General features: G+C 33.3%; 9 protein-coding genes. 6 read left to right on the forward strand and 3 right to left on the reverse strand.

Annotated features, from left to right (window positions below; genetic code table 11):
- Positions 1–75 precede the first annotated feature (75 nt).
- The 3 genes from pyrH (at position 76) to SOM12_RS15890 (ending at position 4,037) form a co-directional block, all read left to right on the forward strand.
- A complete protein-coding gene (gene pyrH, locus SOM12_RS15880; protein ID WP_320494187.1) occupies positions 76–783 on the forward strand; it encodes a UMP kinase in 708 nt (235 codons plus the stop codon).
- A gap of 74 nt (positions 784–857) precedes the next feature.
- Positions 858–1,421 carry a ribosome recycling factor gene (gene frr, locus SOM12_RS15885; protein ID WP_320494188.1) on the forward strand — a complete coding sequence of 188 codons (564 nt, stop codon included), beginning with the start codon at positions 858–860 and terminating at the stop codon, positions 1,419–1,421.
- 120 nt (positions 1,422–1,541) lie between these two features.
- Positions 1,542–4,037 carry a DUF5686 family protein gene (locus tag SOM12_RS15890; RefSeq protein WP_320494189.1) on the forward strand — a complete coding sequence of 832 codons (2,496 nt, stop codon included), beginning with the start codon at positions 1,542–1,544 and terminating at the stop codon, positions 4,035–4,037.
- A gap of 185 nt (positions 4,038–4,222) precedes the next feature.
- Here the strand turns inward: SOM12_RS15890 and SOM12_RS15895 are convergent, their stop codons facing one another.
- The 3 genes from SOM12_RS15895 to SOM12_RS15905 form a co-directional block, all read right to left on the reverse strand.
- Positions 4,223–6,493, reverse strand: a complete 2,271-nt coding sequence (locus SOM12_RS15895; protein WP_095928309.1) for a cation:proton antiporter — start codon at positions 6,491–6,493, stop codon at positions 4,223–4,225.
- Positions 6,494–6,656: 163 nt separating this feature from the next.
- Positions 6,657–7,376: a LytR/AlgR family response regulator transcription factor gene (locus SOM12_RS15900; RefSeq protein WP_095928310.1), complete on the reverse strand. Its 720-nt coding sequence runs from the start codon at positions 7,374–7,376 to the stop codon at positions 6,657–6,659.
- Positions 7,339–8,100 (reverse strand): sensor histidine kinase, encoded by a 762-nt coding sequence (locus tag SOM12_RS15905; RefSeq protein WP_095928311.1) that lies wholly within the window; start codon positions 8,098–8,100, stop codon positions 7,339–7,341. The genes SOM12_RS15900 and SOM12_RS15905 overlap by 38 nt, the downstream gene beginning before the upstream one ends.
- A gap of 221 nt (positions 8,101–8,321) precedes the next feature.
- Here SOM12_RS15905 and SOM12_RS15910 point away from each other — a divergent pair, with 221 nt between their 5' ends.
- The 3 genes from SOM12_RS15910 to SOM12_RS15920 all read left to right on the forward strand — a co-directional run bounded on the left by SOM12_RS15910 (position 8,322) and on the right by SOM12_RS15920 (position 11,550).
- Positions 8,322–10,688, forward strand: a complete 2,367-nt coding sequence (locus SOM12_RS15910) for an efflux RND transporter permease subunit (RefSeq protein WP_320494190.1) — start codon at positions 8,322–8,324, stop codon at positions 10,686–10,688.
- Between the two features lie 37 nt (positions 10,689–10,725).
- Entirely contained in the window at positions 10,726–11,256 is a 531-nt protein-coding gene (locus SOM12_RS15915) for an STM3941 family protein (RefSeq protein WP_320494191.1), read from the forward strand.
- A 117-nt stretch (positions 11,257–11,373) separates the two neighbouring features.
- Entirely contained in the window at positions 11,374–11,550 is a 177-nt protein-coding gene (locus SOM12_RS15920) for a hypothetical protein (RefSeq protein ID WP_320494192.1), read from the forward strand.
- Positions 11,551–11,566: the final 16 nt, after the last annotated feature.

Genomic DNA, 11,566 nt, shown 5'->3' on the forward strand with positions numbered 1-11,566 from the left:
GAATTAATTTTTTGCAAACATTATTTTTAAAAATCAGAATATGTCTATATTTGCACAAATTAACGCAACACACACATGAAATATAAAAGAATTCTTCTTAAACTTAGCGGCGAGGCCTTAATGGGTGATTTACAATACGGTATAGACCCGAAAAGATTAGCCGAATATGCAGATGAAATTAAGCAGATTCACGCAAAAGGGGTAGAAATTGCTATTGTTATTGGAGGAGGAAATATTTTTAGAGGCGTTGCCGGAGCAAGCTCAGGAATGGACAGAGTGCAAGGAGATTATATGGGAATGCTTGCAACTGTTATTAACGGAATGGCTTTGCAGGGCGCTCTTGAAGATAAAGGAATGAAAACGCGTTTGCAGACCGCCTTGAAAATGGAATCTATTGCAGAACCTTATATTAAAAGAAGAGCAGATCGTCACCTTGAAAAAGGCAGAATTGTAATTTTTGGTGCCGGAACTGGAAATCCATATTTTACAACTGATACAGCTGCTGTTTTAAGAGGTATCGAAATCAATGCTGATGTTATCCTTAAAGGTACTCGTGTTGATGGTGTTTACGATTCTGATCCAGAAAAAAATGCTTCTGCAGTAAAATTTGATTTTATCTCATTTGATGATGTAATCAAAAAAGGATTAAATGTAATGGACACAACTGCATTTACATTAAGCCAAGAAAACAAACTTCCAATCGTTGTTTTTGATATGAATAAAATCGGAAACCTATTGAAAATTTGCGAAGGCGAAAACATTGGAACTGTAGTAAATATATAGTCATCAGTAACAGTTTTACAGTCGCGCAAGACTTTAACTGAAAACTGAGAATGAAAACTGAAAACAAAAAAAAAATGACTGAAGAAATAGACTTTATTTTAGAAAGTACTGAAGAATCAATGAACGGTACTATTGCACACTTAGAGAAAGAATTTCTTAATATTCGTGCAGGGAAAGCTTCTCCAGCTATGCTTGGAGGTGTTTTTGTAGATTATTACGGATCTGCAACTCCGCTTTCTCAAGTATCTAAAATCAGTGTTCCAGATGCTAGAACAATTACATTACAGCCATTTGAAAAAAATATGCTGCAAGCAATTGAAAAAGCAATCTTGATCGCTAACATTGGTTTCAACCCAATGAATAATGGAGATATGATAATCATTAGCGTACCGCCATTAACAGAAGAGCGTCGTCGCGATTTAGCGAAACAAGCAAAATCTGAAGCGGAAGATGCTAAAATTGGTATTCGTAACTCTCGTAAAGATGCTAATACTGATATCAAAAAATTAGAAAAGGAAGGAACTTCTGAAGACATCTGCAAATCTGCCGAGGAAGAAGTACAGAACTTAACAAACGCTTACATCAAAAAAATTGATGAGTTATTGGCTGTAAAAGAAGCCGAAATCATGAAGGTGTAATCTTGAGATTGAGATAAAATAAAAAATCCGTTTGGTTTATTGTACCAGACGGATTTTTTTATTGCTATTTTTGCATACGAAAATTATTTTTTTTTCGTTTTTGAAACTATATCATTCTGTATGAAGCTATTTTGTTTTTTGACTTTGTTTTTTACGCTTACTCTTCAAGCGCAAATTCAAATAAACGGAATCGTAACCGATTCAAACAACAAACCTCTTCCGTTTGCCACCATTACCACCTCAGAAAGCAATAACACTATTACAGATGTTGATGGAAAATTTATTTTTAAAATCAGCAGTTCTGCTACATCACTTTCAATTTCTTATGTAGGTTTTCAAACTAAGACTATTGCATTAATCAATAACAAAACCTTTTATTCGGTAGCGCTTTTACAGCAGACAGACGATCTAAAAGAAGTTGTTGTTTCTAATGAAAACCCTGCTCTTACCATAATTAGAAAAGTTATTGCCAATAAAGCGACAAACGATCCGCAGAAAAAACTCAATAATTTTGAGTATAAAACCTATAACAAACTTATTGTTACTGCTAATCCCGATTCGATTGATGGACGTATCGATACTTCGGCCGCATATAAAGATTTAAGCAAAAAAGTTATCAATATCGATTCTTCCGATTATAAGTTTAAAGAAATTGTAAGCAAACAGCATTTGTTTCAGACCGAGAAAGTTTCTCAATATCAGTTTGGAGATCACAAGCTAAAAGAAACCGTTTTGGGAACCAAAATTGCAGGTTTCAAACAGCCTATTTATGAAGTGCTGGCTTTCAATCTTCAATCTATTTCGATTTATGATTCTAAGTACGAATTATTCGAAACCAAATACGAAAATCCGATTTCGAAAAATGCGTCTTCTAACTACAATTACAAACTCTTAGACACTGTTAGCATCAGAGGTCGGGACGCGTATATGATCTATTTTAAAAATAAATCAAAACACAGAACCTCTGGATTAGAAGGGGTTTTATATATCGATAAAGAAAATTACGCTGTCGCGAAAGCTGTAATGCGCATAAAGGGCGTTTTGGATATTAGTGGAATCCACGAATTTGAATATATTCCGAAAGAGAAAATATGGTTTCAAAGCAACACCACTTTTAAAATCGTAAAAGGTAAAAATGATGATGATATTCGAATTTTGGGAGGTACAATTCAATTTGACGGAGATGTTGAAGAGAATTTCGAAACCAGAAAAAAAGTGGCTTCAGATTTTACCTATCTCCTTTCTGAAAGCAATAGTTTCGATATTCGTGTAAACACCGACAGTCCAATAAAAAACCCTTCGCTTTATATCGAAATTAAAGATGATGCAGCCAAAAAACCTGAAAGTTTCTGGGAAGCCTACCGAAAGGAAAATCTTGATTTAAAAAGCCAAAAAACTTATTTGCTATTAGATAGCCTTTCAATTCGAAATCGAATCGAAAAACGCTTAGGAATTGGCCGAAAAATCATTAATGGCTTCTACCCGATTGGCCCTGTCGATTTAGATTTGAAAAAAATCATAAGTTATAACAATTACGAAGGTTTTCGTCTTGGTGTAGGCGGAATTACAAACGATCGTTTATCTAAAAACTTCCGTCTAGAAGGCTACGGCGCTTATGGAACAAAAGATGGTGTTTTTAAATACAGTGTTGGAGGCGGAGTTTTATTAGACAAATACACCAATACTTGGTTTAATGGTTATTATACTGATGATGTGCGAGAAATTGCAAGTACCGTTTTTTCTGTTGATAAACGTGTTTTTAAAATTTACGATCCGCGTCCGATAAACATTAGTACATTCTATGAGTATATAGGATGGCGCGCCAATGTTCAAACCAAATTTATTCCGAAAACCGAAGCCGTTTTGGAACTATCGCGAAATTATATCGAGCCAAAATTTGATTATCTTTTTAATCTAAACGGGAATTTATATTCGAATTATATCATGACTACAGCAATGCTTTCTATTGTGTGGGCCCCTTTCAGCAATTATATGCAGACTCCAACAGGAAGAACTGAAAGCGATAAAAAGTTTCCAAGATTTACTTTTCAATACACACAGTCATTACCGAATGTTTTTGATAATGATTTTACTTTTAGCAAAATAGATTTTAAAGCCGAATACGAAAAACAGTATTTAAACCGCCAAAAAACAAGTTTGCTTTTACAGGCTGGTTATGCAATGGGAGATGTTCCTATTACACATTTATACAACACATCTCCGAATAACTTAACGAAGGAAACCGTTATTCAGCGTATCACTTTTGCCGGAAGAAATGCTTTTGAAACCATGTATTTTAACGAGTTCTTCTCAAGCCAATATTTGATGTTTCAAATTAAGCACGGTTTTGACCGAATTAGAATTATGAGAAAAGTTCGCCCATCGTTGGTTTTAGTTACTAGAATGGCATGGGGAAGTATGGAAAATCCAGAACAGCATGTTGGTCCAGAATATAAAACTTTGGATAAAGGTTATTTTGAATCAGGAATCGAATTGAACAGAATCTTTAAAGGTTTTGGTTTAGGCGGATTCTATAGATATGGACCAAATCAGTTATTAAAGTTTGAAGACAATATCGCGGTTAAGATTTCTTATGTTCTTGATTTGGGACTATAAAAAGTTAAATTCCAAATCTTTTTTAAATTCCAACTTACATTCTTTGAACATAAAAACTTTGTCAAGGTTTGACAAAGTTCTGCGCCCTCTAAAAAATCCCAAACTCCAATAGTCGATTGGAATTTGGGATTTTGTTTATTTAAATTCCCTACTTTGGAATTTTTAAATTGGAATTTTAAAACTATTTAAGGTTTAAGAATTAAAACCGATGGCGAATTATTCAGCCAAATACTTTGAGATTCTATTAGTTTTTTCCAGCTATCTAAACTGATAATCATTAAATTTTGGCTTTCTAAAAATTCTTTTTTTAGCGTTCTATCATTCATTATCATGATATGATTTGGCGCAATCTGCTCGATAGAACGAATTGTTTCCTGAATTTCTCTCGTGTTTTTCACTTCTCCACCAGCATCTAAAACGGTAATCTGAGAACCGTTATTATTGATTAGCTTTTTAGCATAATCAATTAAAAAAGCATCTTCTTTACTAAAAACGGGCATAAAAATCTGGTTTACTTCTTCTAGATTCTTATCGATAAAAATACCAACTGGCATTTTCGCTTTAGTAATAATATGTCGTGTTCTCTCATCGAACGGATTGTTTTCAAACAAACCTTCTTTTCCTGTGAACTTATCGATCAAACGATCTGGATTTACAATTCTGGTTGTGAATCCGAGAATTTTCCCCAATAAAGTTCCATCAAAAATAGATTGTCCTAAACCAACCAATAATAAATCATATTCTCCATGGTTTGCCGTATCAATAATATCTGAATCAATATCACTCGAAACTTTAAACAAGCTCTCTAAATTTTGATCTAACAATTGCGATTCTTCCACCACTGGCCCGATCATTTTACGTTCATGTTCTTTAACATCAAAAGAATGTATTTCTGTACTTAAAGAAATATGCATTGCAGTTACAACCGAATTATCCGTTTGCTTTTTAACAAGGCTGTTGGCAATTTTGAGTAATTTTTTCCCTTTTTCTGGAGTAGCAAACGAAAGTAAAATCTTGTACTTACTTTTAGTGCCAATTTCCTCTGGAACTGCTGTGATTTTATCTTTAAAAATGAATCCAATAAAATCTAAAGCCGGGCCCGTCATAAAAGTAGTCACCAATGCCATAATTACCATCATAGTAAAGATTTCTGTTGATAGTACCCCTAGATCGTAACCAATGTTTAAAACAACCAGCTCCATTAAACCTCTTGTATTCATCAGGGCTCCAATGGCTAAACTGTCTTTCCAGTTCTGTCCCATAAATTTCGCTGCCAAAGCACTCCCAAAGAATTTACCAACTACAGCAACCAAAATGATCAAACCGGTAAGTTTCCATAATTCAGGATCATTCAACAATCCGATTTGTGTACGCAAACCTGTGAACACGAAAAACAATGGCAATAAAACAATGATGGCAACATCTTCAACTTTTTCGATAAATATGTTTCTAAACTTATTGTTTTCTGGCATAATCGCTCCAGCCAAAAAAGCACCGAACAAAGCATGAATTCCAATTAACTCAGACGCATAAGCCGAAATTAAAAGTGTTATAAAGAAAATGGCAACAACTGGTTTATTTAAACTTTCTCTCGTTGCATTTAAATCTCCTACTCTTTTTAAGAACGGACGAACGATTTTTAGCATGATAATTACATACAAAATCGCCATTCCGATTACATAAAGTGAACTCGAAAGCGAACCCGCTTTTACAATCGCAATAACAACTGCCAAAATACACCAAGCCGTAATATCGTCTGCAGCCGCGCAAGTAATAGCAATCGTTCCTAATCTTGTTTTCTGCATGCCACGCTCTTGAACTATTCTAGCCAAAACCGGGAAAGCTGTAATACTCATGGCAATTCCCATAAATAAACCGAAAGAAGAAAACTCAACTCCCAATGGAGCATAGGTTTCATAAATAAAAAATGCCAATGATAAACCTAAAGCAAACGGAATTACAATACTGGCGTGACTGATTACAACTGCATCATGCGCTTTGTTTTTTAGCACTTTTAAATCCAGTTCCATTCCGATAACAAACATAAAAAGGATTAAACCGATTTGGCTTAAAAACTGTAGATTACCTAAAGATTCTTTTGGAAATAAAGCTGCCGAAAACTCTGGAAAATACATTCCGACCAAAGATGGCCCTAACACAATTCCCGCAATCATTTCACCAATTACCGACGGCTGTCCTATTTTTCTAAAAAACCATCCAAACAAACGAGCAACTAAAATGATGGTTACGATTTGTGCTAATAAAATAGCCAAAGGATGCTGTAGATTTTCGACCATCGAATGAAGAAAGTCTTTCCAATGATTGCTTTCAACACTTTTCTTTACAATATTGCGCCCAACTTCCAATGAAGCTCCTTTTGAAATTACCCAATATATTAGCGCTGTAAAACCACCAATAACTGTTATGTAGAATAGAGAGTTCTTAACGTTATTCATAAACTCGTTCTTTAGATTTAATTAACGCAAATATCAGCACTGTGAATTTAGTGAAAAAGTAATTCACTTGTTAATTTCAATCACATGTAACAAGTCAGGAAAAAATTGTAATAAGTTTTAGAAATGATAGTCAGCCTAACAGAAATAAATTTATTGCAAATGGCTATAATTTCACCTTTTTCAAAAAATCAGCTCTATAGGTTTCGCTTAAGATTAGCGTCGTGTTTTTGCCGTTTTCTTCAACATGGTGCAGCACAATTTCGTTATGATTAAAAAACTTAATTGCTTTTACCGCCACGATTTCTTTTTTATTAACTCGACAGAAATCAGCATCTGGCAATTCGTTTAAAAGGGTATCGAATTTTACATTTTTCAAATTCAAAAAACTTCCATCGGTAAGCAGTACCGTTTTGTCTCGACTATCACTTGCGGCCGTTTTTATGTACTGAATTTTATTAAAATACAACAGCGTTTTCCCTTTGTCTGTATTCAGCTGAATGAATTTTTTATCTGAATTTGATTTTTCAAAACGCTCCAAAGCTTTTGCGACTGCTTTTTGCAAACGTTCCAATTTTACAGGCTTTGTAATATAATCTACGGCATCGATATTAAATGCCTCGGCCGCATATTCTTTATACGCCGTACAAAAAATCACCAATTTATCTTGCAGTTTTTCAGCCAGATGCAACCCATCAATTCCGGGCATTTCGATATCCGAAATTAACAGATCAAAATCAAGATTCGAAAAATCAGACAGGAGTTTCTCTGGATCATTACATGTTTTTACGATCTCCAATTCCGGAATTTGTTCGCAAAGCATTTTTAGGTAAGTCAATCCTGGAAGTTCATCGTCCAGAAGCAAGCATTTCAGTTTTGTATTCAAGTAAATCAATTTTTAGATGGGCAATATAAACATCGTTTTCTATAAACCTATCGAGTTTAAAATTATTCTTATAAATAATGCGAAGACGGTGTTCGAGCGTTGTATGGCCAAAACCGCTTCGTTCTTTTTTCAGTACTTTTTTATCTGATATTTTATTCGAAACCGTCATAAAAAAAGCATTGTTTTTAAATTCAAAAACTACCGAAATAAAAGCATCTGCACTTTGAAGATCGGCATGTTTGAATGCATTTTCAATTAGATCAATCGAAATTAAAGGCGCTAACAAAGGCTGATCGTACAATTTGTCTTCTTGATTGATATTGGTTTTAACCTTAAGCTCAAAAAGCGGACTAATTTTGATTTTGTTGATTTCGATTAAATTCAATGCAAAATCTATTTCTTCTTTGGCCGTTACAAATTTCTTTTTGCTTTCGTACAAAATATAATCCAGAACATTGGCCAATTTATCCAGAGCAAAATAAGTTTGATAAGCATGCGACTGAATTGAATTTAAGATATTCTTAAACAAATGCGGATTTAGTTTGGATTCTAAATTCTCCAACTGCAAATCGTTTACCTTAGATTCTAAAGCATAAAAACTTTTTTCAGCATCTTCTTTTGCTTTTTTGGTTTGCATTAATTGATAAATCATAAAGCAAATAATAACAATTAAAAGCAAAAGAATGGTTAGAAAAATGAAAGTTGTAGTATTATTTTGTTGCATTGTTGCTGATCTATTTTTTAGTGCAAAATTACAATAACAGTATTTTTTACTGTAAAACGAATTGCAAATATGGCAAAAGCTAACGACTAATTTGTAAAAAGCATGTAAATTATCCCATTTTTAAAAATCTTGCATTTTGTGTTAACATAAAGTAAAATAGAATCGAATATTTATGATTTCGAGCACTTTTCACTACATTTGCATCCATTTTTAAAGATTTTATGAAAAACGCTATCCAAGTTGGATTTTGGGAAAAGTTAGCCCGAATCATACTTAAAAACCGAATTACGATTCTGGTTATACTTTCTGCTTTAACTATTTTCTTTGGTTATCAGTGGAAGAATCTTTCTATGACTTATACCGAAGCTAACCTGCTTCCAAAAGATCATATTGCAAATAAAGATTATCAAAAATTCCTTGATAAGTTTGGTGAAGAAGGAAACCTAATCGTTATTGGTTTCAAAGATTCTAAATTCTTTACACCAAAAAATTATGCGGCTTGGACCGAATTAATGAACGGTTTAAAAAAAGCCAAAGAAGTTGATTTAGTAATTTCTTTAAATGACCTAAAGAAACTTGAAAAAGATACCGTAAACCAAAAATTTGTTCTAGCGCCATTTATTGACGAAAGTAAAATCTTGGATGCTAATTATTTAAAAAGCGTACAATATGATTTGTTTCACAATCTGCCTTTTTACGAAGGCTTGTTGTTTAACAAAGAAAGCGGAAGCGTTCGTTCTGCCATTTACATGAATAAAGCGCTGGTAAATACAGCCGAAAGAAAGGTTTTTATCTTAAAAGATTTAGTTCCGAAAATCGATAAATTCGAAAAAGAAACTGGAATCGATCTTAAAGTTTCAGGAATGCCGTACATCCGTACGATCAATGCGGACAATATGAAAGGCGAAATTGGACTTTTCATTGGAGCGTCTTTATTGACCGTTTCTTTAATTTTCTTTTTCTTTTTCCGTTCGTTCAGAGCAACTTTTATTTCTATTTGCATTTTAATTGTCGGTGTAACTTGGTCTTTTGGAACGCTTGGATTATTTGGTTATAAAATCACGATTTTAACAGCAATTATTCCACCATTGATTATCGTAATCGGAATTACCAACTGTATTTTCCTGATTAACAAATACCAGCAAGAAATTAAGCTGCATAACAATCAGGCAAAAGCTTTACAGCGTGTGATTTCAAAAATTGGATCTTCGACTTTGATGACCAATTTAACCGCTGCAATTGGTTTTGCAACCTTGATGATTACTGGAAACGAACTTCTTTTTGAGTTCGGATTGGTCACTTCTATCAACGTACTTTCTGTTTATACGCTGACACTTTTTATCGTGCCGATTATTTACAGTTTTATGCCGTTGCCAAAAGCAAAACACTTATATCATTTAGACAAAACTTATATTTCGACGCTTTTAAACACAGTTACAACTATTGTAAAAGGTAAAAAAACAATTGTTTATTGCATTTACGCTGTTCTATTTATTGTGAGTTTGAATGGGGTTAGACAAATGAAAGTTTCGGGAAGTTTGATTGGCGAAATGCCCAAAACAGCCTCTTTCTTTAAAGATATTTTATTTTACGAAAAAGAATTCAACGGTGTAATGCCTCTGGAAATCATGATTGACACCAAAAAGAAAAAGGGTGTTATGAAACCGGCGACAATTCGTAAAATGGATGAATTACAAAATACCATTTCTGAAATTCCTGAACTGGCAAAACCAGTTTCTGTTGTAAACTTGGTTAAATATGCAAAACAGGCTTTTTATAACGGAAATCCTGAATATTACCAATTGCCAACTTCTCAGGAACAGACTTTTATTTTGGGTTATGCTAAAAATGCAACCAAAAACAGTAAAGAAAACCTAATGAAAGCCTATGTTGATTCGACTGGACAATATGCCAGAATCACTACTTTCATGAAAGATATTGGAACAGATGAAATGGCAAAAGTAGAAGGAAAACTACGCAAAAAAATTGATGAAATTTTCCCTAAAGACCGATACGAAGTTACGATTACAGGAAAAGCTTTAGTATTCCAAAAAGGAACAACTTATTTAGCGCACAACTTAATCGAGTCGTTATTGTTTGCGATTTTGACTATTGCAATCTTGATGCTGTATTTATTCCGTTCGTTCAAAATGGTAGCAGCTTCTTTGATTACAAATATTTTACCGCTTTGCATTACCTCTGGATTAATGGGTTATTTCGGAATTCCGTTAAAACCTTCAACGATTCTGGTATTTAGTATCGCTTTCGGAATCTCGGTTGATAATGCGATTCAGTTTATGGCGAAATACAAACATGATCTACTTCAAAATAAAGGAAAAGTAAAAAAATCTGTTTTCAGCGCCTTGAGAGAAACAGGAGTAAGTACTTTCTATACTTCTGTGGTTTTGATTTTAGGTTTTGCGACTTTCACACTATCAAGCTTCAGCGGAACAATTGCTTTAGGAGGATTAATTTCTTGTACTTTGGTTTTTGCGATGTTTGCTAATTTAGTTGTATTGCCTTCATTGGTTTTAACTTTTGAGAAGAAGAAAACTAAGAAAGAGGAATTGGAGGGATTGGAGAAGTAAAACACTAATTTCACTAATTGGCACGAATTAAAAATAAATGGAGAGAATAGAAATTTATTCAAGTAGAAAAAAGACGTCTTTATTGTTAATTATTGGTGCACTGTTCACTGCTTTAGGTTTCGAATTATTTATTAATGCTGAACATTATCTTTCCTATAAATTTAAAAGTCTAATGTTTATAAAAGGAATAGGAATTATTTTGATCCTATTTTGTGGCTTAGGTGTTTACATAGCTATTAGGCAATTAATAAAAAACAAACTTTTTCTTATTATTGATAAAAGTGGAATCAATGTTAATCCGGAAAAGAATTCATCAGAATTTATAAAATGGAACAATATTGAAGGATTTTCAGAACTAAAAATTCAAAGCCAAAAAATGGTTCTTATTAAAATTAATAATCCCGATTATTGGATTGAAAATAAAAAGAATCTAATACTGAAAAAATTAACGCAATTTAATTTTACCAATTACGGTTCGCCATTTTGCCTTTCAGCAGTTTCAATGCAAATAAATCATGCTGAACTTATGAAAGTATTAAATCAAAATTTGAAGAAATACAAGAATTAAACTAGGAAGTCAAACATAGTTTGTCATTCCGAGGAACGAGGAATCTCAGCAAGAAACTCCGCTCCAAGGATCGCTAATCTTTGTAGAGCTACTTACGGAGATTCCTCGTTCCTCGAAATGACAAAAGCAAGAGAAATTGATTCTTTTGAAACCAAATGCCCTAGCCCCGATCGAAGCGGCATCCTTTCTATTTTTCCTTTAAAAATAGAAAGATATAGCGAAGAGCGGGAAACAGCTTCAAAAATTAATTATTATCGATTATATTTGCAGTTGTTCAAAACGAATATTATTTAATATCAATTATATATAA

The sequence above is a fragment of the Flavobacterium sp. CFBP9031 genome (assembly GCF_034044945.1).
Lineage (GTDB): Bacteria > Bacteroidota > Bacteroidia > Flavobacteriales > Flavobacteriaceae > Flavobacterium.

What these genes read in the sequence shown, in the direction of transcription:
- pyrH (WP_320494187.1), top strand. Translation starts at nt 76, where the DNA reads ATGAAATATAAAAGAATTCTTCTTAAACTTAGCGGCGAGGCCTTAATG.
- frr (WP_320494188.1), top strand. Translation starts at nt 858, where the DNA reads ATGACTGAAGAAATAGACTTTATTTTAGAAAGTACTGAAGAATCAATG.
- SOM12_RS15890 (WP_320494189.1), top strand. Translation starts at nt 1,542, where the DNA reads ATGAAGCTATTTTGTTTTTTGACTTTGTTTTTTACGCTTACTCTTCAA.
- SOM12_RS15895 (WP_095928309.1), bottom strand. Translation starts at nt 6,493, where the DNA reads ATGAATAACGTTAAGAACTCTCTATTCTACATAACAGTTATTGGTGGT.
- SOM12_RS15905 (WP_095928311.1), bottom strand. Translation starts at nt 8,100, where the DNA reads ATGCAACAAAATAATACTACAACTTTCATTTTTCTAACCATTCTTTTG.
- SOM12_RS15910 (WP_320494190.1), top strand. Translation starts at nt 8,322, where the DNA reads ATGAAAAACGCTATCCAAGTTGGATTTTGGGAAAAGTTAGCCCGAATC.
- SOM12_RS15915 (WP_320494191.1), top strand. Translation starts at nt 10,726, where the DNA reads ATGGAGAGAATAGAAATTTATTCAAGTAGAAAAAAGACGTCTTTATTG.
- SOM12_RS15920 (WP_320494192.1), top strand. Translation starts at nt 11,374, where the DNA reads ATGACAAAAGCAAGAGAAATTGATTCTTTTGAAACCAAATGCCCTAGC.